Source organism: Yersinia sp. Marseille-Q5920 (assembly GCF_946902935.1).
GTDB lineage: Bacteria > Pseudomonadota > Gammaproteobacteria > Enterobacterales > Enterobacteriaceae > Yersinia > Yersinia rochesterensis.
The window spans coordinates 109,365-131,658 of sequence record NZ_CAMPQA010000012.1 but is presented as its reverse complement, the minus strand read 5'-3'; the positions used below and the strand labels follow the sequence as shown (position 1 = coordinate 131,658).

The window sequence follows — 22,294 nt, the reverse complement described above, 5'->3', positions numbered from 1 at the left end:
ATATTCCTGTTAGAACTTGAAACCCCGATGTAACGCAACAATACCACCGGTTAAATTGGAATAGGTTACGTTCTCAAAGCCGGCATCTATCATCATACCTTTCAGTGTTTCTTGGTCAGGGTGCATCCGAATAGATTCCGCCAAATAACGGTAGCTTTCAGAGTCCTGCGCCACAAGTTCACCAATCTTAGGCAATATATGGAAAGAGTAAGCGTCATAGGCTTTGCTGAGAGGTACCAAAAGTGGTTTGGAAAACTCGAGAACCAACAAGCGGCCTCCGGGTTTTAATACCCGGAACATAGAACGCAGGGCCTTTTCTTTTTCAGTTACATTCCGCAAGCCAAATGAAATGGTAATGCAATCAAAATAATTATCAGGGAAAGGCAAGGCTTCAGCATTGGCTTGTACATAGCTGACATTACCAACAATACCTTTGTCACGCAGCTTTTCACGGCCCATACGCAACATTGACTCATTAATATCGGCCAAAACCACTTCACCCTGCTCACCTACAAGGCGAGAGAATTTAGCCGTCAAATCTCCGGTACCACCCGCTAGATCCAATACCCGTTGACCGCGCCGAACACCGCTACAATCAATGGTAAAACGCTTCCAAATACGATGAACGCCGAACGACATCAGGTCATTCATCAGATCATATTTGGCAGCTACGGAATGAAAAACTTCTGCCACCATGCCTTCTTTCTGTTCTTTGGCTATGGTGCGAAAACCAAAATGAGTGGTTTCCTTCTCCTGATCTACCATTTTCTGTGCCTGCTTTTCAGTCAATTTCTCGAGGAAGTGTACCAGAACTCCGATGAAAGCCCCATTTCACTTGATATTAAGGTAACTGCTTAATCACAGTTTTCTCAACATCATACAGAAGGGGAACATGCAACTAGCCCTGATACTTCAGCGGTGCAGAATCATTCATTTTGGACTCTGCATCATCAGATAGCGCTAAATTGCCCTCGGGTTTATCTTCCATACTAGCTTTCTCTGCTAGTGTTGGACTAATAGGTCGTTTTACCTCGACCCCCAGAGTACGAAAACTTTCAACTTGCCCTATAAGGTTACCACGGCCTTGCGACAGTTTGTTCATTGCCTGACGATAACTTAATTGCGCTTTATCAAGGCTTTGCCCTAAAGACTCCATATCATCAACAAATAAGCGTAACTTGTCATAGAGTTTGGCTGCTCTCTCCGCAATACGTTGTGCATTTTGGCTTTGGTGTTCGTAGCGCCATAAGTTAGTAATAGTTCGTAAAGCCACCAACAGTGTTGTTGGGCTAACCAACATAATATTGTGCTGTAATGCTTCGCTGATCAATTCTGGTTGGCGATCAATAGCGACCAAAAAAGCAGGTTCAACAGGAATAAACATCAGTACATAGTCGAGGGAACGTAAGCCAGGAAGTTGCTGATAATCCTTACGGCCCAACATTCTGATATGGGCACGCAATGATGATAAGTGCTCATTTAATGCTGCTTCGCGCTCAATATCATCTTCACTATTAAAATAGCGCTCATAAGCTACTAACGACATTTTAGCATCGATAACGACATCTTTACCCTGTGGTAAGCGCACAATGACATCCGGCTGCATACGACTATTACCATCGATTTTTACGCTAACTTGGGTTTGGTACTCATACCCCTCACGTAACCCTGAAGCTTCGAGCACCTTAGCTAAAACAACTTCACCCCAATTACCCTGGGTTTTATTATCCCCTTTAAGGGCCTTGGTCAGATTTAGAGCTTCCCGTGCCATTTGAGCATTGAGTTGTTGTAAGTTACGGATTTCATGGGTGAGAGTATGCCTTTCCCGAGCCTCTTGCCCAAAGCTATCCTGAACCTGCTTTCGAAAACCATCTAGCTGTTCTCGGAGAGGTAATAGTAAGCGATCCAGACTGTGCTTATTTTGTTCGTCCGCACGACGACCGGTTTGTTCAAAGATGCGATTTGCCAGATTTTCGAACTGTGTGGTTAGCCGTTGCTCACTATTTAGGAGTAAACGCTGCTTTTCTTCTGCGCTCAACCGTGTTTCTTCCAAGCGGATAGTGACTTCTCGCAATTCAGCTTCTTGCGCGCTATTCACCTCTCGTTGAGCCCGTAATTCTTGATTGAGCTGCTCACATTCATTATGCCAATGAGCTAATTGTTGTAGTTTTTCAGCATTTGCCGCTAACTGGCTGTGCAAATTACGCTGTTCTAATTCACCTTGCCGTAATTGCTGTTCATTACGTTGTAAAAGGGACTGTAATTCTAAGGTATTTTGCTGAAACTGTTGTAGTGACTGCTCCAGCAACCGCCGCTCTATATCTTGCTGTGCTTTATTGCGCTGCTGATACAAACTGGCAATCAGCCAACCAATAAGCCCACCAATTAGGCAGCCTCCCAGCCCATAAAATAAACTGATATCCACGGTTATCTCCCCATTAACCTATTGTCAGTCAAGGTAAGGGGATACTGTATGGATGTCCAGAGTGTTTTTCCGTTACATACCATCTTGCGATGCTGTACGCATAAATAACAAGCAGATAAAAAACCACTTACTTTGCGACAAAAAAATGCGTTAAAACTGTCAACCACAAAATATGGATACCACTTTAGGTTCAAACAGAGTTAATCAATCCAGTGAGAAAGCCACTGAATACCAAAGGCACCGGGAGCCAGAATACCGAATGCCCAAATGATGGCAGAGGTGATATTAGCTAACTGGAAATAGAACCTTGGCATAGCACAAATTCCGGCAACTAAAGGAACAACCGCGCGTAATGGGCCAAAGAAACGACCAATAAAAGCACCGAAGAACCCCCAACGCTCAAAAAAAGCGTGCCCGCGGACAAGTAGTTGGGGATTACGGGAAAGTGGCCACAGGGTACCGACGCGATCTTTGTAATGATCGCCAATCCAATAGGAGAGCCAATCGCCAAAGAAAGCCCCCGCCACAGCGGCAGCCCAAATCGGCCAAAAGGAAATCCCGCTTTCACCGATTAATGCACCTAATCCGAGCAAGATAACCGTTGCAGGTAGCAGTAAGGAAAGAAAGGCTAACGACTCACCAAAAGCTAGGATAAACACGATAGGTATTGCCCATGCTTCATGTTCACGAACAAAATCAGTAACAATAGCAATGACGTCATTTAAGGTCACAGGCATTTTCCTGTTATCAATAAAGTAGCCACTAGCATACCCAATGTGTCGACATTTTTGCTTAACAAAAAATAAACGGCCAGAAGATTCCGACCGTTCATTAGGACTAAAGCTATTAACTTGTGATATCAAGCGTTGGCAGTAACCGCCTTATTGCCAGCCATTTCGGCTGATCTGCGAATCCACAGCTCACGCCATTTTTTCAGTGCTGATATCAAGATAATTACGCCCAGTGTCATCATGATGATTGAGATGATGCCATTGAACAGATTGTAACCTTTCACTGCTGAGTTGAAGTACACATGGGTGATCATCCAGTAGCCAGCATAGTTGACGGTAACAAACAGATAAGCCAGTGGGATAACACAGGTCAGCATATAAACTCGTTTGGTTGCCAAGCGCAGGATGATAGTGGCACCAATGATTAAGCCAACAGAAGCCATTAACTGGTTTGATACACCAAACAGTGCCCAGACCGAATTGATATCACCAGAGTTGAGGAGATAACCCCACAACGCACAAGCAATAACGCTGCACGCCAATGTACCCGGTAACCAATCAGTGCGTTTTAATGGAGCCCAGATATCGCCCAGGAAATCTTGTAGCAAATAGCGAGCAACACGAGTACCAGAGTCAACTGCTGTCAGGATGAAAACAGCTTCAAACATCACAACAAACTGGAAGAAGTAAGCGGCCAGACTACTAAACCATGGCACACGAATGAAGATATCTGTCATACCCACAGCTAGGGTTACAGCGCCACCGGTACGGCCATACAAATCTAAGCCAATTTCCTGGCTCAGTTTTGGCAGGTTAACCACTTCCATACCGAGCACACTCCAGGCTTCAGCTGAAGAGTTAATCGCGAAGTAGTCAGCAGGGTGCAAAGAAGTTGCAGCGATCAAGGCCATCACCCCGACCATACATTCGGCCAACATCGCACCAAAACCGACAGGTAAGATATCACTCCATTTGTCGATTTGTTTTGGTGTAGTGCCTGAACCAATAAAGGCGTGGAAACCAGAGATAGCACCACAAGCAATAGTAATCGAGATAAACGGCCAGACTGGGCCAGCCAGAACGGGGCCACCACCATGGATAAACTGTGTTACTGCTGGGAATTGAATTTCAGGGTTAATAAACACAACCCCTACAATCAGTGCACCGAACACACCGATTTTCATAAAGCTGGAGAGATAACCGCGAGGAGTTAACAACATCCAGACAGGCAAGGCCGTTGCGAAGAAAGCATACATTGGCAGAATGATACTAACGGTATCCGCCTTCAGCATTAACCATTCACCAAGCCAGGTGCCTTCAATGTAAGGACCGACGAACACGCACACCATAATGGCGGCGATACCGACATAAGAAGCCCCTTTCATGCTGCCGGTCATGCGCTCCCATAAGCCAACACAAATCGCGATAGGGATTGTCATGAACACCGCAAAAGTACCCCAGGGGTTACGTTCCAGTGCATGTACCACAACCATTGATAACCCGGCCATGGTAATAGTGATAATAAATAGCATAGCCAGACCGGTACACCAGCCCGCGACTGGCCCGAGTTCTGATTTAGCCACTTCAGATAGAGATTTACCCTGATGTTTCATGGAAGCGAACAGAACAACGGTGTCATGAACGGCACCACCGATAACACAACCAATCAATAACCACAGGAAGCCAGGTAAATAACCATATTGGGCTGCCAGTACAGGGCCAACCAAGGGGCCAGCCGCAGCAATAGCTGCAAAGTGGCTACCAAAGTTCACCCATTTTTTAGTTGGAACGTAATCTTTACCATCTTCAAAGGTGTGGGAAGGTGTTACTTCACTGTCATCGACGCGCAGAACCTTACGAACAAAAAAGATACCGTATAGACGGTAGCAGATCACAAGGACACACGCGGAGGCGATAACAAAGGTAATCGCATGTTGCATGAGCATTCTCTCCAGGGAATTTGTCAGGCGTTAACATACGCTTGGTTCCTAAGAGAAATATCAGCGAACTGGTTAAGCGGTAGTTTGCATCATTAAGCGGTTAAAAAGAGCCGCCCAGTGGTGGCTCAATACACAATAAATCAGAGAAGCTGCATCTTGGGGAACAACTATTTCAAGAAATATGACTGCTACTCCAAGAAATATGACTGCAATTTTTCACGCTCAGTGCTGCCAAGACCAAATTCCTGCCGTAGCCACTGCTCGCGGCTACCATAATGCTCTTGAATACTGCGCAGTGCCGTTTGGATAAACTCTTCCCGAGCTGACAGCACAAAAGCGAACTGCCCTAATGCCTGATCGTTTAGTTTTAACGCCAGTTCCGCCAACATATGCTCACGGAAAGGTGCCAGTGTCGTTTCGGTCAGTAGATAATCTTCCAATACGGTCGATTCATCAGCACCTAGAGCAAACAGCACCAAAGCCGAACCCACACCGGTACGGTCTTTACCGACGGCGCAATGTTGTATCACACCCGCAGCAGCATGCTCTGGCGAAGCACTATTTTGCAGCAAACTGACCAACTGTTTATAAGCCTGATTATTAAATGGCAAGCGGCGATACAGTTCTAACATAAAGGCGCGGGCATCAAATGTTGCTAATGTCTCGTTAGTCAGTTTCTCGAGATTGGCGTTAACTTCACTACTAAGTGGATTGGCTGGAGTATTGTGATAACTGGCACCCTGCCAAACGATATCGGGTTTGGCCTGGACTTCATCCGCATCGCGGTAATCAAGAATTTGAGTGACGGAGCCACTGCTGAGAACAGCGCAATCTTTGGTACTCAAACGGTCAAGCGAACCCGAGCGAAACAATAACCCACGCTTGATTCGCCGGCCATCCGCGACAACGTTACCACCGAGATCACGAAAGTTGATACCACCATCCAGTGGCAGTAGGGAAGGATGAGATAGAACAGGTGTCGTCATATTTTCCTCTTATTATTGTCCATTATAAGAGCTACGACATTAACAGATACTCAGCCAAAATAAAGAACGGGCCAGTAAACTGACCCGCTCATATGATATTCGTTTATTTATTTACTGTGGGTGATTTCCCCATCAGATGGATGAATTACAGCAAGTGGCGAGCTGCTTCCACAACAATTTTTACTGCATGACTTTCAGTCGCTTTCATGGTTTCTTCGTTCGGGATCTCTTGCTGGGTGCGGTTAACAATTACCCCGGCGACCATACCGGCACGTAGACCCTGACTAGCACACATGGTCAACAAAGTGGCAGATTCCATTTCATAATTCATCACGCCCATTGCTTGCCATTCTTCCATGGAGCCTTTGAAACGCTGGACAACACGACCAGAGAAGGTGTCGTAACGTTCTTGCCCTGGATAGAAAGTATCAGAAGAAGCTGTGACACCAATATGCGTCTTCGCACCGACTGATTTAGCGGCATTAACCAATGCTGTGGTGCAATCAAAATCGGCCACTGCAGGGAATTCCATCGGAGCAAAATGCAGGCTGGCACCGTCTAAACGCACGGCTGCGGTAGTGACTAATACATCGCCAACATTAATATGTGGCTGAATGGCACCGGTAGTACCAATTCGCAGGAACGTCCGCACACCAAGTTGCGCCAATTCTTCAACCGCAATAGAAGTTGATGGACCACCGATACCCGTTGAGCAGACAATCACAGCTTTACCATCGAGCTCAGCACGCCATGAGGTAAATTCACGATGCGAAGCCAGATGTACTGGGTTATCCATCAATTTAGCGATTTTCTCAACACGCTGTGGATCACCCGGAACAATCGCCAGAGTCGCCCCTTGCAGATCATTTTTAGTCAGGCCCAAGTGAAAAACGTCGGATTTAGCCATGTGTGAGACTCCTCTTTCATGAGAGATGTTATAGGGGGTACAAAGGAATACTTTACTCAAAATCACCACATAATTTCGTGACCATGGTCACCATGACAAAAGAAATGATAACTTCAAATACATTATATATATGATTAGCTTCACATTATTAACTCATTGAGTCTATTTTCCATACAAAAACAACCCACGGCATCAATGATTTTGGATATGAATAACAATAATAGGACTCATTGGTAATTGTTGGGTGACTATCTTCTTATCATCGATTTATTTATTGGATGTCACCATGTCGTAATAAAACACTTAATTACTGTCATCCTGGCCTCATTAATCTTAAATATTACCTATAGTTAAAATCGTCAGCAGCAAATATCAAGGGCAATGGATAGCTCAACCCAATAAGACTTTACCGAGTCATATTTTCCTCATTTCGTAAGGAGACCACAGTGAAAACTGATCAATCTATGACTCTCAGATCGGCAGTCAGCGGATTCACGCCCGCGGTCGATCCGCTGGCCTCGACTATTCGCCATACCGATCAACAAGGTATTCACTGCACAGAAACCACCATCCCCTCTCAAGGCGATGAGCTACCGGCTTATGTTGCTAAACCGGCCCAACACTCGGGGCCATATCCTGTAGTTATTGTTGTGCAAGAAATCTTCGGTGTGCATGAACACATTCAAGATATCTGCCGCAGATTGGCGAAACAGGGCTATCTGGCCATCGCCCCTGAGCTGTACTTTCGCCAAGGTGATGCCAAAGAATATGATGATATCAATGCATTAGTTAAAAATCTGGTCAGCAAAGTACCCGACCGGCAGGTTATGGTCGACCTTGACCATACCGCCCACTGGGCATCGCGCCATGGTGGGGATACCAGCAAATTAGCCATTACTGGTTTTTGTTGGGGTGGACGAATTGCATGGCTGTATGCCGCCCATAATCCGCAATTAAAAGCGGCGGTAGCCTGGTATGGCAAACTAGTGGGAGAAAAAACCTTGCTGTTGCCGAAATATCCGGTTGATATTGCAGTGGATCTCAGTGCTCCGGTGCTCGGATTGTATGGCGGTAAAGACGGTAGTATCACGCAAGAACATATCGATATCATGCGCCAGGCATTACGAGCCGCAAATGCCGATGCTGAAATCATTGTCTATCCGGATGCAGGGCATGCATTTAATGCTGATTACCGCCCAAGCTACCATGAAGAATCGGCACTTGATGGTTGGCAGCGCATGCTTGACTGGTTTTCGCAGCACGGAGTCGCCGGGAATCCTGTCACTGAAGAAGATAATAGTTGAAGAAGATAAACAGCAACAAGGGCGCTTGCACGCCCTGTTATTGAGATAAATAATCAGGCCTGTTCTTCGCGCAGACGTTGCGCCGCCAGAACCATGTTCGCCAGTGCCTGGCGAGTTTCCGGCCAACCGCGGGTTTTCAAACCACAGTCCGGGTTAACCCACAGACGTTCCGCTGGGATACGCTGGGCGGCTTTGCGTAATAAAGCTTCAATCCATTCCACACTTGGCACATTCGGTGAGTGAATATCATAAACGCCGGGCCCAATTTCATTGGGATAAGCGAAATCTTCAAATGACTCCAGCAGCTCCATATCTGAGCGGGAAGTTTCGATGGTAATCACATCCGCATCCAGCGCAGCAATGGAATCCATGATGTCATTGAACTCGCAATAACACATATGGGTGTGAATTTGGGTATCATTTTGTGCAACCGCAGCATTCAATTTAAAGGCATCAACTGCCCACTGTAGATAAGCTTGCCAGTCCGCACGGCGCAGCGGCAGGCCTTCGCGCAGTGCAGGCTCATCAATTTGGATGATGCCGATACCAGCTTTTTCCAAGTCCTCTACTTCATCGCGCAATGCTAACGCAATTTGTTTAGCAATGGTTTCACGGCTGACATCTTCGCGCGGGAATGACCAGCACAGAATGGTCACCGGCCCAGTTAACATCCCTTTTACCGGTTTGTCTGTCAAAGATTGAGCATATTTAACCCATTCAACAGTAATGGCTTCAGGGCGGCTGATATCACCAATAATGACTGGCGGCTTAACACAACGTGAACCGTAGCTCTGCACCCAACCATTTTGCGTAAAGACAAAACCGTCCAGATGCTCGCCGAAATATTCCACCATGTCATTACGTTCAGCTTCACCATGCACTAGCACGTCCAGACCCAAACGTTCCTGCTCTGCAATAGCTTGCTTGATATGCTCGCTAATACCGGTGCGGTAGTTTTTGCCGTCCAGGCGGCCTTGTTTGAAGTCCAAACGCAAGCCACGGATCTCGGTGGTTTGCGGGAATGAGCCAATGGTGGTGGTCGGCCAGGCGGGCAGATTAAAGCGCTTACGCTGAGCAGCCGCACGTGCTTCATAAGGCAGTTGACGTTCAATATCTTGCGCAGTGATGGCCGCCAAACGTTGTTCAACTTGCGCGTTATGCACACGGCTGGAAGCACGGCGGGCGCGGATTGGTGCGCTGTAAGCTGCCAACTCAGCCAGTTTGGCTTCAGTCGGTGCATTCAGTGCTTGTGTGAGCAGCGCCAGTTCGGCACATTTTTGCAGGGCAAAAGCAAACCAGCTTTTTACTTCGGCATCAAGGCGAGTTTCTTCACTTAAATCAATTGGGCTGTGCAATAAGGAGCAAGAACTACCCAGCCACAGCGGACGGCTATTGACCAGTGGTTGCAAACGCTCGAACCAGTGACTCAGATCCGCACGCCATACATTACGACCATTAATTACGCCCAGTGATAACAACCACTCTTTTGGCAATTTTGCATTCAGGTCAGTAATATCATCCTGACCGGCAACCACATCAACATGCAGACCTTGCACTGGCAAAGCGCGAATAGTGTCCAGGTTATGGCCGATGCTATCGAAATAGGTGGTCAGCAGCAATTTAACCTGGCCTTGTAGCGCTTGATAAGCCGGTTGGTAAGCATCCAACCACTCTTGTGGCAATTCCAGCACCAATGCCGGTTCGTCAATTTGCACCCACTCGATGCCGCGTTTTGCCAATTCAGCCAACACTTGCTGGTAAACCGGCAGGATATCTTTCAGCAATGAGAGGCGGTCAAACTGTTCACCTTTCACTTTACCCAGCCACAGATAAGTTACCGGGCCAAGCAGTACCGGCTTGATTTTGTGGCCTAATGCTAGCGCTTCGTCCACTTCATCCAACAGTTGAGTCCAGCTCAGTTTGAACTGCTGGCCCTGTTGGAACTCGGGCACCATGTAGTGATAGTTGGTATTAAACCATTTGGTCATTTCTGCCGCTGCGGCTGGTGTACCGGTGGGTGCGCGGCCACGGCCAATACGGAATAAGGTATCTAAATCAATCGAACCATCAGCATTCTGATGACGCTCTGGGACGTTACCCAGCAGCAAACTGGTGGTCAGGACATGGTCATACCAGGCAAAATCACCGACTGGCACTAAATCAACGCCAGCTTGTTGTTGCTGTTGCCAATGGCGAGCGCGCAATTCACGACCCACATTGAGCAATTCTTCTTGCGTGGAGTTGCCTGCCCAGTAACTTTCTTGTGCTTTTTTCAGTTCACGTTTCAGACCTACACGCGGAAAACCCAGTGTGTGATTTAAAATTGTCATCGTCTTATTTCCCATTTAGCCATCCGGATGTTTACACATCCATAATCAGCAGGTACTGTATTAATCACAAGCGCAATTTGTTCACTATCACTGTGAAGGACTCTCATGATCGAACTGAAACACTTACGCACCCTACAAGCTTTGCGTAATACCGGCTCACTGGCCGCAGCGGCGACACAGCTTCATCAGACTCAATCGGCCTTGTCCCACCAATTCAGTGATCTGGAACAGCGCTTGGGTTTTCGTCTGTTTGTGCGTAAAAGTCAGCCGTTACGTTTCACGGCACAAGGTGAAATCCTGTTGCAGCTGGCAGAACAAGTGTTGCCGCAAATCAAGCAAGCACTGCAAACCTGCAACGAACCACACCAAACTGCGCTGCGTATCGCCATCGAATGCCACAGTTGTATTCAGTGGCTCACACCGGCGCTGGATAGCTTCCACAAAAACTGGCCGCAAATATCTATGGATTTCAAATCAGGCGTGACATTCGATCCACAGCCTGCCTTGCAGCAAGGGGAGCTGGATTTGGTGCTGACCTCTGATATTTTGCCGCGCAGTGGCTTGCACTATTCGCCAATGTTTGATTTTGAGGTGCGCCTGGTACTGGCTCCCGACCACCCATTGGCCAATAAAACCCGCATCGAGCCGGAAGATTTGGCACAAGAAGTGTTAATGATTTACCCGGTACAGCGCCAACGGTTAGATATCTGGCGGCATTTCCTGCAACCGGCGGGGGTCAACCCCTCACTGAAAAATGTCGATAACACCTTGCTGCTGATTCAAATGGTTTCGGCCCGGATGGGGATCGCCGCCTTACCACATTGGGTGGTAGAGAGCTTTGAACGTCAGGGATTGGTGGTGACGAAAACACTGGGGAATGGTTTGTGGAGCCGGTTATACGCCGCCGTCCGTGATGGAGAGCAGCGCCAACCGGTCACTGAAGCTTTTATTCGTTCGGCCCGCCAACACGCTTGCGAGAGTCTGCCGTTTGTAAAGAATGCGGAGCGACCCAACGCCGGTGTACCCATAACGAAGCCATTATCACAATGGCCCCAATGATAAAGCTGGGCCAATGGGGTTTCTCTTGCCAAATGGCCAGATTCACCAGTAACCCAGCCGGAACATGCACATTATTCATGATACCCAAGGTGCCAGCATCAACTTGTGTCGCACCATAGTTCCACATGAAATAGCCCAAAGCAGAAGCACCGACACCGAGCCACACCAGCACGCCCCACTGCAATGATGTGGTCGGCAGTTTTTGCGGATTGCCGAAAGCAAACCAGGCAATGATAGCGACGACCAAAGCGCCAACATAGAACCATGAAAAGGCCACATGCTGCGGGATCGGATGAACTTCCATCAGCCTTTTGTAGCCCACTTGCCCGATGGCAAAACAGATATTGGCCGCCTGAACCAATATCAATCCCCACCAAAAATGTTCGCTTAGATGATCATAACGAATGATTGCCGCCCCGACCACTGCCAGCAAAGCACTCAGGGCATAGCTCCACCGTAGGCGCTGACGCCGCAACAAATCATAGATCAATGTAACATACAGTGGGGTCATCACGGTGAAGAGCAAAAACTCCGGCACGCTGAGGTAGAGATAGGCGCGGAAGCTGAACAAGTACATGATTCCTAACTGAATTGCGCCCACCGTCATATACAGTAAAATCACCCGCCAGTTGATATTGCGCCAGCGCAGGAAAGGCAAAAAGACCAGTGCCGCTAGCCCGACGCGCATCAGCACAGAGAACCAGCTATCCACCTGCCCTGCTAAATATTCGCCAATCAGACTAAAAGAGAAAGCCCATAAGATGGTGGTGATAATCAGTAAAAACACAATAAATTGGCTCGATAGGATGACAATGCGCCATTGTAGCGGAAGCAAGAAAGAATTTTTGCGCGGAGTAGGTTTACATCTGATTAATAATAAACCAAACGAATCATACCCACGGTAGGAGCATGATTCATTGGTGAAAACTCATCTTCTACGATTAAGACATCCCGACACCAATGATGGTCAGAATCAATGGTGTGGTGACGGCGGCCAAAATCGTCGACATCACTAAACTGGCGGCGGCAGGGCCGGTCAGCACATTAAATTGGCGTGACATCAGATAGACATTTACGCCAGTTGCCATTGACCCGAGCAATACCACCACCTGCGTTTCCAGCACCGGTAAATTCATCGCCCACGCCAGCGCCCATATCACCATCGGCTGCACAATCAGTTTGAGGAAACAGATGGCACTGCTGATTTGCCAACCTTCACTCACGCGGTATTCCGCCAGCCCCATTCCCAGAACAATCAATGACAACGGCGGCGCCACCTGCCCCAGCATAGTGACCGGTTGGTCAATAAACTGCGGTAATTGCAAACCGGTCAAGCTGAATAATGTGCCGGAAATAATGCCGATAATCAGGGGGTTAGTTAGTACACTGCGGGCCGTTTTGACAAAACCGGCTAGCGTCGGTGAACCATTGCGCGCCCATTCCACCGAAATGGTCACTAATGTCCACAAAATCAGTCCGTTAAACACTAAAACTAGCGCCACTGCCGGGATAGACTTTTCCCCCAGCATGATGGTGGCGATGGGCAGCCCCAACATCACGTTATTGGAAAAAATCCCGCCGAGGGCAAATACTGAGCCGGACACGCCATCCAGATGAAAGACTCGGCTGGCAACAATGCGCCCGATAATAAATACCACCAGACAACTGCCAAAAAAGGCAATCAGCAGGCGAGCATCAACCGCAGGGCGCTCGGAGAAGTCACACATCATACGAAACAACATGGCAGGTAACGCGAGGGAGAACACAAAGCGGGTCAAACCATCAGTAATCGTGGATGGCCACTGACCAAATCGCACCAAACAGTAGCCCAGAGCAAGTAAAACAAACAGCGGTGAAGACAAGACAATTTGGTGCCAGAGCGAAATAACAAAGGCGGGCATGGTTCACTTCCTGTCAAGCCGGGCCAAGTCAGCCCGTAAATGTAAGAATGACTGACCCGCTCTGTTTCCTGTTCTGTTTATATCAAAGTCATTGGAGTTAGAGGTAGGCAGCAAGCTAGCGCCCCTATAGCTTCAAGTTTGAGGGCATATCAAATCTATACGGTCAGTACAGATGCAGTCAACGCCCCAATTTAACAATTCCTGCGCCCGCGCCGGTTGGTTGACGGTATAGACCAAAATACGCAGCCCTGCGGCTTTGAGTAACGCCACTCGCTCGGCTGTCAGTTGTTTATAATTGATATGCAAAGAAACGCAATCCAGCTCGCGGGTCAATGCTTGCCAATTATCATCCCATTTATCCAGCAATAAACCGCGCGGTAGCTCAGGTGCGGCTTGCTGTGCTGCGGCTAATGCATCAACCGAAAATGACGATAACAAGGGCGGAATCGCCTGACCTTGCCACAAGAGGCGCGCCGCCAAAGCAATGGCTCGACCGGTAGGAGTTTCAACACCGCGGGTCGGTTTGATTTCAATATTAGCTGCCATGCCATACTGAGCACAGCGAGCCGCCACCTCAGAAAGCAGAGGCAAGCGCTCCCCCTGAAATGCCGGGCTGTACCAGTCACCGGCATCCAACTGAATCAGTTTTTCCCAGGGTAAATCTCCGGCTACACCCCAGCCATTGCTGGTGCGATCCAGTGTGTCGTCATGCAGTAGAAATATCTGGCCGTCTTGCGATAACCTGGCATCAAACTCAATCATTTTGTGGCCGTGATGCGCACCCACATCAATGGCTGCCAAGGTATTTTCGGGTGCTAATGAACCGCCACCGCGATGGGCAACAATAGTAGGATAAGGCCAGTTTTTACTCATGATTCCATCCGTAGTCCGCTTTCTGAATCAAAAAAGTGCAGCGCCGCAGGCGGCAGATACCAGTGCAATACACTGCCCGCCGCGGGCATTTCTTCATGGGATAAACGAGCAATAACACTCTGTCCGCCCCATTGCCCATGCGCTAAATTATCCGCACCCAATAATTCGAGTGTTAATAAGGACATCGGCACACTCTGCGCTGACGTTTTTTGCTGAGATGCCGTTTGCTGAATATGCTCCGGACGGATACCCAGGGTCAAGCGCCGATCGGCCCATTGCGGCCGTGGTACTTCCAGCGGCAGGGTCATACCATCAGATAAAATAAAGGCACGCCCATCCGGACTGACCGTTCCGGCTAGTAGGTTCATCGCCGGTGAGCCGATAAAACTGGCGACAAACAGAGTCGCGGGCCGCTGATAGACTTCACTTGGCGTGCCAATTTGCTCCGCCACGCCTTTGTTCATCACAATCACCCTTTGGGCCAACGTCATAGCCTCAACCTGATCATGAGTCACATACAAACTGGTGGTTCTTAACCGGCGATGTAGCTGTTGTAGCTCAAGGCGCATTTGTACCCGGAGCTTAGCATCCAGATTAGACAATGGCTCGTCGAATAGAAATACCGCCGGTTCGCGCACAATCGCGCGGCCCATCGCGACCCGTTGGCGCTGACCGCCGGATAGTTCGCGCGGCTTGCGTTTCAGCAGCGGCTCTAGCTCCAAAATACGGGCCGCTTCATCCACCCGCTGGCGAATTTGCTCTTTGCCAAAACCGCGAATTTTCAGGCCATAGGCCATATTGTCAAACACACTCATATGGGGATATAGCGCATAGTTCTGAAACACCATGGCGATACCGCGATCTTTGGGTTCCAGATCGGTTACCCGCTGATTATCAATATAAATATCGCCGCTGGTGGTGCGCTCAAGCCCCGCGACCATGCGCAGCAAGGTCGATTTGCCACAACCGGATGGGCCGACCATCACGATAAACTCGCCATCCGCGACATCTAAATCAATCTGCTTTATCACTGGCGTCACGCCGTCATAAGATTTGGTTACTGCTTGAAGCTTTAAACATGCCATATCAGGTTACTTCTCACTGTCTACCAGGCCGCGAACAAACCAGCGCTGCATCAGAAGGACCACCGCGACCGGTGGAATTAAAGTCAAAATCATTGCTGCCATCACCTGATTCCACTGGGTTGGAGCGCCCGAGCTGGAAATCATGCTTCTTATTCCCGCGACCGCCGTGCCCATAGAAGCATCGCTGGTAATCAGGATTGGCCAGAGATATTGGTTCCAACCATAGATAAAAGTGATAACAAACAGAGCCGCCAAATTGGTTTTGGACAGCGGCAAGACAATGTCCCAGAAAAAACGCATGGCACCCGCGCCATCAATACGAGCGGCTTCCAATAACTCATCCGGCAAGGTCATGAAGAACTGGCGGAATAAGAAGGTTGCGGTAGCGGACGCCATCAGCGGCAGAGTCAGGCCGGTGTAGCTGTCCAGCATGTCCAGGTTGGCAATCACTTGAATAGTCGGGAAAATGCGCACTTCCACCGGCAGCATTAAGGTCAGAAAAATCAACCAGAAAAACAGATTGCGCAGCGGGAAGCGGAAGTAAACAATGGCATAAGCAGACAATATCGAGACCGTGATTTTGCCGACGGTAATCGCAAACGCCATCACAAAGCTGTTAAACAGCATCAGCCCAAAGGGGGCGCTGTTATTGCCCACACCGGTATGCCAAATATGGCTGATGTTTTGCCATAAATGCGGCCCAGGGATCAGGGTCATGGGCACCTGAAACACCTGAGTGTCATCCAGAGACGCCGCGACAAAAGCCACATACAACGGGAACAGGATCAATAGCACGCCGATAATCAGCATGACATGGCAAAAGATATCCAGCCCACGGCGATTCTCAATCATTGGTAACGCACCTTACGCTCAACAAAGCGGAACTGGATAACCGTCAAACCAATCACCAGCAACATCAGCACAACTGACTGAGCCGCTGAACTGGATAAATCCAACCCGGCAAAACCTTCACGGTAAATTTTATAAATCAGGGTGGTAGTCGCCTGTACCGGGCCGCCGCCAGTCGCCGCATCAATGACCGGGAAAGTATCAAAGAAGGCATAAACCAAATTCACCACCAGCAAGAAGAAACTCACCGGCGAAATCAGCGGCAACACCAGATTGAAGAAGCGGCGCACCGGCCCCGCCCCATCAATAGCCGCCGCCTCAACCAATGAGCGCGGGATAGATTGCAGTGCCGCAAGGAAAAATAAGAAGTTATAACTGATTTGTTTCCACACCGAAGCCAGCACCACCAAGAACATCGCCTGCCCACTATTTTGTGCGTGGTTCCAGCTGTAGCCCAGTGTGGCAAGGAAATGGGTTATCAATCCCAGCCCCGGATTGAACAAAAATATCCACAATACTGCGGCCACAGCAGGGGCGACGGCATAAGGTAAAATCATTAAAGTTTGATAGATGCGGCTGCCACGTAAAACGTAATCCACCATCGCCGCCAGAAATAGCGACACCACCAGACCGATACCCGCCACCAGCGAGCTGAAAATGAGCGTGGTATAAAACGAAGCCAAATAGTATTCATCGTGAAACAACGCAATAAAGTTACTCAGCCCGACAAACTGGCTGGAGAGGCCGAATGGGTCCAGCATTTGCACCGAATACCACAGCGCTTCGCCCGCTGGCCACAAAAAGAAAACAGCGGTGATGGCCAGTTGCGGTAATACCAACAGGTAAGGTAACCAACTACAGGAAAAACCGGGACGGGAAGATGACATAGAATTAACCGTTTATCTGACGTGGATTGATTAGCACCAGAGCGCCAATCGAAAACGCCATGTCCTGACTCAATACAGTACAAACTATTTGGCGTTACTGGCGCAGTCAGTTTGGGAGCAGCCAGCGCACAAGCCCCGGAGCGTACACATCGTACGTGAGGAGACCGAGCACTGCCCAACCCCAAACTGACAAGTAAAGTAGTCAAATAACCTTATTTGTTGGTTTGCTCGAAGCGGCGCAACAACACATCACCTCGGGACACAGCGGTATCTAATGCTTGCTGTGGCGTTTTTTTACCCGTCCAAACACCTTCCAGTTCTTCGTCTACCACAGTGCGAATCTGCGGCATATTGCCCAGACGCAAGCCCTTGGTGTATGGCAATGGCGGTTTGTTCAGCATTTGGCGAGTGGCAACATCGGCACCTGGATTCTTATCATAGAAACCCTGCTGCTTCGTCAGCTCATAAGCGGCGGTGGTGATAGGCAAGTAGCCTGTCTTCTGGTGCCATTCGGCGGCAATTTCCGGTTGGGTCAGGAATTGCAGGAATTCAGCCACGCCCTTGTAGGTATCTTTGTCTTTACCCTCCATTACCCACAAGCTGGCCCCACCAATAATGGCGTTTTGTGGTGCGTTTTTCTCATCGGCATCGTAAGGCATCATACCCACGCCGTAGTTAAATTTGGCGTAATGGCGGATATCGGCGAGAGAACCGGAAGAGGCGGTGGTAATGGCACAGTCGCCGTTATAGAACTTGGCGGTCGATTCATCTTTGCGGCCAAAATAGGTAAAATCACCTTTTTTGTTCATATCCGACAGCAATTGGATATGTTTAACCTGCACTGGTTTGTTGAATTCCAATACGGCATCAGTGCCATCAAAACCATTATTACGGCTGGCGATTGGCTGACCATGCCAGGCGCTGAAGTTTTCAATTTGAATCCAACCCTGCCAACCGCTGGCGTAACCACAAGTTGCTCCTGCGGCACGTAATTTAGCGGTGTCTTCGGCCAGTTCTTGCCATGTTTTAGGCGGTTGATCTGGATTCAGACCGGCTTTCTTAAATGCATCTTTGTTGTAATACAGCACGGGTGTAGAGCTGTTAAACGGCTGAGATAATAAGTGCCCGGTTTTGGCATCAGTGTAATAACCCGCAACCGTTGGGACGAAAACGGATTCATCAAACTTAATATCAGCGTCTTTGAATACCTGGAATACCGGTTTGATAGCCTTACTCGCCATCATGGTTGCGGTGCCCACTTCATAGACCTGCAAGATTGCGGGGGCTTTCCCTGAGCGGAAAGCAGCAATACCCGCCGCCAGACTTTGTTCGTAGTTACCTTTATAGACCGGTACAATTTTATAATCGGTATGCGACTGATTAAAGCGATCAGCTAATGAGTTAACTTCAACCCCTAACTCCCCCTCCATTGAATGCCAGAAAGGAATTTCAGTTACCGCCATCGCATTAGCACTGAATGCCAAAGTAAGCGCGATACAAATCGATGTTTTACGAATAGTGTTATTAAACATATCTAGCCCCTGAATAAATCCGTCTGGCTCATCTCAATAAACTGTGGTGAATGAGTGAAATAAATCAGTTTTTGTTCGAAAGCAAACATGACACCGTTTCATGACAGAAATATAACTCTCAGATGACATAAAAATGACAAAAAGTAAGGATAAAAATCCAATTATCGATTAACCTTGCGACTACTCACTAATAAAATTATTTTTTAACTAAAACAACAATAATTTTATTAGGTGTTATCCGATGAAAGAAATAAAAACAAAAATATCGATTAGGTATTTATTTCATCGTTCAACTTATATTTATTTTATTTCCTTAAGTTGGTTGTATCATTATTGATGATCCTCTATCTCACATGTTAATGTTTGTCCGCCTTGTGAGTGACACTATATTAACACGACTATATTAACACCCTCGTTATTGTTCCGTTATATAACTCACAAGAGCAACCAAGGAAATAATTCCCATTCATATCTTGAATGGGGCTTAATACAAAGGACACTAAGGTACCTATGATGAAAAAAACTCTATTAACTATTATTACTGTAGCAGCATTGGCCAGCAGTACTATTGTTTGTGCACAACCATTCAATAAAGATATACCGGTTACAGCAGAAATTAATGGTTCAATCAGTATGACAAAAAGTAATGGTGATGCACTTAATGATATTGCCTTGGACTATAGCATGATGAATGATGGCACGTATGAATATATAGAAGATGTTACGATAGTGAGTAACACTGGGGCTAAAGTCAACGTCAAGCTCAAAAGCCCACTAGTTCTAGAAGGCGATTCTGATGGTGCGGTAAAAACATTTGATGATGTAGCTGTGTACTTAGGGAATTCCAAACTCGATGGGGCAGGGAAAAGTTTCTTTTTAAGTGCTAGTAATGAGATAAACCAGGCATTAGTTATAACAGCTAAAAAACCCGCAGAAGCCCTATCTGGCGAAACGTATACAGGGACGCTTCAACTTACTATCGAAGATGATATTTAATCACACATCAGTTAAATAAATATATGCAGTCAGGAGCTTAACCATCTGACTGCTTTATCCTTTGACTTAAATATATATCATCATGGTCTAATGGAAACCATCAACACATAAAGTATATTCGTCTGAGGAGGTCTGTTTCTATAAAAACGACCAATAATGGAATGGAATCCAATGAAAAAAAACATGAGTATCAATCAGATAGTTTTATTGTCTTTACTACTCCCAATATTTAATTCAATACATGCAAAAAATATAACCATCGAGCATTTAGTCCCTGCTGGGTTTTCAGCTGTTGAAGAGAATGGCACGATGAAGTTATTGGGTATATTTGATGGAAAAATATTGCCAGAAAAAATAGTTTTCTCAGAAGAGAAACAATCTTTAAGTTTCGACCATCAGCAATATCGCGATAACAATGTTGATGAACAGTCAATCATATTATTAGAGCAAATTTTGCTCCACATCCCCTATTTACAATGCCAAAATGGTTGTGACTATATTGTATCTGGATATAACGTCATTCTGGATAAGATAAATCAGGTTATCACCATCACCAATAATGACAGCCGCTACCTGATGCCAACCACTACGTGGGGATTGGTGCATAACCAATCTTTTGACCTGCGCATGACGGCGAAAAACTACCGTGCTATCTCTGCCCGCGGGAATGGCTACCTCGGGCTTCCGCTGCAATCTTATGGTTTTGTGCAATGGTTCTATAACACTGCCCGTTCGAAGAGAAATTACCCGTTCGCAAATCAATCGCAATACCAGCAGATGACTCAAATGGGCATTGACAGTTGGTACCTGCAAAAGAACTTTCAAACCCTTTACTTACGAGCAGGTAAGCAAAATAACCTGGATAACAGCGCGGGCAGTATCCATACCCTAATTAATCCAGCGCTAGAACAGTTTGTGACCATGGGTAGCCAAAGCTATTTAGCCCTCGATAAGCCCTCGGCAGGTAGTCTGGTACTGTACGCAATCTCAGATGGCGATTATGAAATCTATCGTGATAACCAACTTATCCGTCGTATTCCTGCACAAATTGGCCGTAATGAAATTGATTACAGCCAACTCCCTGGCGGCTATTACAATGTTGATATTCGCTTAGTGGATAACACTGGCCGCGTCGTCAGCCAAGAAAGTCAAGCCATCAGCAATTTAGGTACTCAAACCAATGATGGTTGGTTCCTGACCATGGGCCAGGGGACGACACGTAGCAAACACCATTCTCATCATCTGGCGCAATTTGGCCGCAGTATGAAAATACAAAATGTTCAAACCAATATCTCGTTACTTAAAGATAATAGTCGCCACTGGGCGGCAGAAGCGAACATATCGCGTCCATTAGGGTTTTCTGGCTTTAATATCACGCCCACCTTTAGCATGATGTCTGGTGAAAAACACGGTGGGGGCTATCTGCGTTTAGAGGGTGGAAATTCTGCAATAGGATATTTCACTGCGGCCCGTTATCAAACACCCGATGTATCGATATATGCACCAAACTCGGGCAGTACATCAGCCTCTTATAGCCGCCGTTTAGGGCCAACTCAGCTTAGTTATCAATTCAACCAATATAAAAGTCATCATCGGCATCGTATTCAAAGTAGTTGGGACTGGTGGCGGCCACAATTTGGCCTGAACCTGTCTCTTGGTCTGCAAAAAGGTGGGCAATGGCGCACTCGAAACAACTACGGGGTATTTCTTAATACCACATTATCTTTCCGACAGAGCCACGCCAACATCAACAGTGCTTATGCTCAGCAGAAATTGAACACCAGCGCCAGTTACCAAAAAGAGTTTACCGATAGCTATGGTACCAGTTCTTTAGGTATCAATGGTAACACCAGTGGCAAAAACCATGGAATCGGCACTTTTGCTCAACGCAGTGGAAGCCGTGGGGATATTTCCGCCCGAGCAGGTATCGACAACAAGATAGCCAACGGCGGCATCAGCTACAGAGGCATGCTAGCCATCGGCCCACAAGGGGCAGCACTAGGACGTAGTAGCTACAGCGGCTCGGCATTATTGATAGAAACGCCTGAGTTATCAGGTATGCCTTATAACTTCCATGCAGAAGGCATCCCGATAAGTGGTGGAGGAACTTACGCGATACCGATTCCCCGCTATCAAGACCGTTTCTTTGTCCGTACTCATAACGATAACAGTGACCTGGACATGAACATTCAGTTGCCGGTCAATATTATCCGTGCACATCCAGGACAAGTCTTTGCCAGTAAAGCCGATATCACCCTCGACATACTTTATAGTGGTTTTCTTAAAGACAAACAAAATCAACCTATTACCGGGGTTATTGAGGAAGCTGGTGATACCGTTCACCCCAATGGGCTGTTTGCCATTAATTCTGAGGTCATGCTGAAAGATATCACGGTTCAAAATGGCGCTGTTCGTTATCGCTGCAATATGCGTCAGCAACATGAGCATATTTATCGCTGTCACCCCGACCAACATCAAAAGGAATGACC

General features: G+C 47.4%; 18 protein-coding genes. 4 read left to right on the top strand and 14 right to left on the bottom strand.

The genetic code is table 11. The features are described from left to right. Positions 1-9: 9 nt before the first annotated feature. From ubiE to udp, 6 genes are all read right to left on the bottom strand, one after another. Positions 10-765 carry a bifunctional demethylmenaquinone methyltransferase/2-methoxy-6-polyprenyl-1,4-benzoquinol methylase UbiE gene (gene ubiE / locus OVO64_RS16580; RefSeq protein ID WP_038638349.1) on the bottom strand — a complete coding sequence of 252 codons (756 nt, stop codon included), beginning with the start codon at positions 763-765 and terminating at the stop codon, positions 10-12. A gap of 133 nt (positions 766-898) precedes the next feature. Continuing rightward, complete coding sequence (gene rmuC / locus OVO64_RS16575) at positions 899-2,425, bottom strand: DNA recombination protein RmuC (RefSeq protein ID WP_038638346.1); 1,527 nt, start codon at positions 2,423-2,425, stop codon at positions 899-901. A 200-nt stretch (positions 2,426-2,625) separates the two neighbouring features. Further along, complete coding sequence (locus OVO64_RS16570; protein WP_038638343.1) at positions 2,626-3,156, bottom strand: DedA family protein; 531 nt, start codon at positions 3,154-3,156, stop codon at positions 2,626-2,628. A 128-nt stretch (positions 3,157-3,284) separates the two neighbouring features. Then, the gene (locus OVO64_RS16565) at positions 3,285-5,096 is read right to left on the bottom strand and encodes a carbon starvation protein A (RefSeq protein ID WP_050292283.1); all 1,812 of its coding nucleotides are present in this window, start codon (positions 5,094-5,096) and stop codon (positions 3,285-3,287) included. Positions 5,097-5,284: 188 nt separating this feature from the next. Further along, the gene (locus OVO64_RS16560) at positions 5,285-6,082 is read right to left on the bottom strand and encodes a tyrosine-protein phosphatase (protein WP_004391370.1); all 798 of its coding nucleotides are present in this window, start codon (positions 6,080-6,082) and stop codon (positions 5,285-5,287) included. A 145-nt stretch (positions 6,083-6,227) separates the two neighbouring features. Then, positions 6,228-6,989 (bottom strand): uridine phosphorylase, encoded by a 762-nt coding sequence (gene udp / locus OVO64_RS16555; RefSeq protein ID WP_004391369.1) that lies wholly within the window; start codon positions 6,987-6,989, stop codon positions 6,228-6,230. Positions 6,990-7,435: 446 nt separating this feature from the next. On the opposite strand from udp, the gene OVO64_RS16550 reads away from it, so the two are divergent. Beyond that, positions 7,436-8,293: a dienelactone hydrolase family protein gene (locus tag OVO64_RS16550; RefSeq protein WP_038638333.1), complete on the top strand. Its 858-nt coding sequence runs from the start codon at positions 7,436-7,438 to the stop codon at positions 8,291-8,293. 53 nt (positions 8,294-8,346) lie between these two features. Here the strand turns inward: OVO64_RS16550 and metE are convergent, their stop codons facing one another. Then, entirely contained in the window at positions 8,347-10,623 is a 2,277-nt protein-coding gene (metE, locus tag OVO64_RS16545) for a 5-methyltetrahydropteroyltriglutamate--homocysteine S-methyltransferase (protein ID WP_072089227.1), read from the bottom strand. 105 nt (positions 10,624-10,728) lie between these two features. Between metE and metR the strand changes: the two genes are divergently transcribed. Then, entirely contained in the window at positions 10,729-11,682 is a 954-nt protein-coding gene (gene metR / locus OVO64_RS16540) for an HTH-type transcriptional regulator MetR (protein WP_038638328.1), read from the top strand. On the opposite strand, the gene OVO64_RS16535 is transcribed toward metR, so the two are convergent. The 7 genes from OVO64_RS16535 to ugpB all read right to left on the bottom strand — a co-directional run bounded on the left by OVO64_RS16535 (position 11,570) and on the right by ugpB (position 18,809). Further along, positions 11,570-12,469: a carboxylate/amino acid/amine transporter gene (locus tag OVO64_RS16535; protein ID WP_038638324.1), complete on the bottom strand. Its 900-nt coding sequence runs from the start codon at positions 12,467-12,469 to the stop codon at positions 11,570-11,572. The two genes, metR and OVO64_RS16535, sit on opposite strands and share 113 nt — an antisense overlap. Positions 12,470-12,623: 154 nt before the next feature. Next, entirely contained in the window at positions 12,624-13,583 is a 960-nt protein-coding gene (locus OVO64_RS16530; protein WP_038638322.1) for an AEC family transporter, read from the bottom strand. A 132-nt stretch (positions 13,584-13,715) separates the two neighbouring features. Then, positions 13,716-14,456, bottom strand: coding sequence for a glycerophosphodiester phosphodiesterase (gene ugpQ, locus OVO64_RS16525; protein WP_050292286.1), 741 nt, complete (start codon positions 14,454-14,456; stop codon positions 13,716-13,718). Next, positions 14,453-15,541 (bottom strand): sn-glycerol-3-phosphate import ATP-binding protein UgpC, encoded by a 1,089-nt coding sequence (locus OVO64_RS16520; RefSeq protein ID WP_038638316.1) that lies wholly within the window; start codon positions 15,539-15,541, stop codon positions 14,453-14,455. Before OVO64_RS16520 ends, ugpQ begins: the two co-directional genes overlap by 4 nt. Positions 15,542-15,547: 6 nt before the next feature. Beyond that, positions 15,548-16,393: a sn-glycerol-3-phosphate ABC transporter permease UgpE gene (ugpE, locus tag OVO64_RS16515; RefSeq protein WP_145585747.1), complete on the bottom strand. Its 846-nt coding sequence runs from the start codon at positions 16,391-16,393 to the stop codon at positions 15,548-15,550. Next, positions 16,390-17,277, bottom strand: a complete 888-nt coding sequence (gene ugpA, locus OVO64_RS16510; protein ID WP_038638311.1) for a sn-glycerol-3-phosphate ABC transporter permease UgpA — start codon at positions 17,275-17,277, stop codon at positions 16,390-16,392. The genes ugpE and ugpA overlap by 4 nt, the downstream gene beginning before the upstream one ends. A gap of 212 nt (positions 17,278-17,489) precedes the next feature. Further along, positions 17,490-18,809: a sn-glycerol-3-phosphate ABC transporter substrate-binding protein UgpB gene (gene ugpB / locus OVO64_RS16505; RefSeq protein WP_038638308.1), complete on the bottom strand. Its 1,320-nt coding sequence runs from the start codon at positions 18,807-18,809 to the stop codon at positions 17,490-17,492. Between the two features lie 510 nt (positions 18,810-19,319). On the opposite strand from ugpB, the gene OVO64_RS16500 reads away from it, so the two are divergent. After that, positions 19,320-19,805 (top strand): CS1 type fimbrial major subunit, encoded by a 486-nt coding sequence (locus OVO64_RS16500; RefSeq protein WP_267248899.1) that lies wholly within the window; start codon positions 19,320-19,322, stop codon positions 19,803-19,805. Between the two features lie 156 nt (positions 19,806-19,961). Beyond that, positions 19,962-22,292: a TcfC E-set like domain-containing protein gene (locus OVO64_RS16495; protein ID WP_416371395.1), complete on the top strand. Its 2,331-nt coding sequence runs from the start codon at positions 19,962-19,964 to the stop codon at positions 22,290-22,292. Positions 22,293-22,294 lie beyond the last annotated feature (2 nt).

Excerpts from the sequence above, each read along its gene's own strand:
- OVO64_RS16565 (WP_050292283.1), bottom strand. The coding sequence starts at position 5,096 with ATGCAACATGCGATTACCTTTGTTATCGCCTCCGCGTGTGTCCTTGTG.
- metE (WP_072089227.1), bottom strand. The coding sequence starts at position 10,623 with ATGACAATTTTAAATCACACACTGGGTTTTCCGCGTGTAGGTCTGAAA.
- OVO64_RS16520 (WP_038638316.1), bottom strand. The coding sequence starts at position 15,541 with ATGGCATGTTTAAAGCTTCAAGCAGTAACCAAATCTTATGACGGCGTG.
- OVO64_RS16495 (WP_416371395.1), top strand. The coding sequence starts at position 19,962 with ATGGAATGGAATCCAATGAAAAAAAACATGAGTATCAATCAGATAGTT.
- OVO64_RS16500 (WP_267248899.1), top strand. The coding sequence starts at position 19,320 with ATGATGAAAAAAACTCTATTAACTATTATTACTGTAGCAGCATTGGCC.
- ubiE (WP_038638349.1), bottom strand. The coding sequence starts at position 765 with ATGGTAGATCAGGAGAAGGAAACCACTCATTTTGGTTTTCGCACCATA.
- OVO64_RS16560 (WP_004391370.1), bottom strand. The coding sequence starts at position 6,082 with ATGACGACACCTGTTCTATCTCATCCTTCCCTACTGCCACTGGATGGT.
- ugpE (WP_145585747.1), bottom strand. The coding sequence starts at position 16,393 with ATGATTGAGAATCGCCGTGGGCTGGATATCTTTTGCCATGTCATGCTG.
- OVO64_RS16530 (WP_038638322.1), bottom strand. The coding sequence starts at position 13,583 with ATGCCCGCCTTTGTTATTTCGCTCTGGCACCAAATTGTCTTGTCTTCA.
- ugpB (WP_038638308.1), bottom strand. The coding sequence starts at position 18,809 with ATGTTTAATAACACTATTCGTAAAACATCGATTTGTATCGCGCTTACT.
- ugpA (WP_038638311.1), bottom strand. The coding sequence starts at position 17,277 with ATGTCATCTTCCCGTCCCGGTTTTTCCTGTAGTTGGTTACCTTACCTG.
- metR (WP_038638328.1), top strand. The coding sequence starts at position 10,729 with ATGATCGAACTGAAACACTTACGCACCCTACAAGCTTTGCGTAATACC.
- ugpQ (WP_050292286.1), bottom strand. The coding sequence starts at position 14,456 with ATGAGTAAAAACTGGCCTTATCCTACTATTGTTGCCCATCGCGGTGGC.
- udp (WP_004391369.1), bottom strand. The coding sequence starts at position 6,989 with ATGGCTAAATCCGACGTTTTTCACTTGGGCCTGACTAAAAATGATCTG.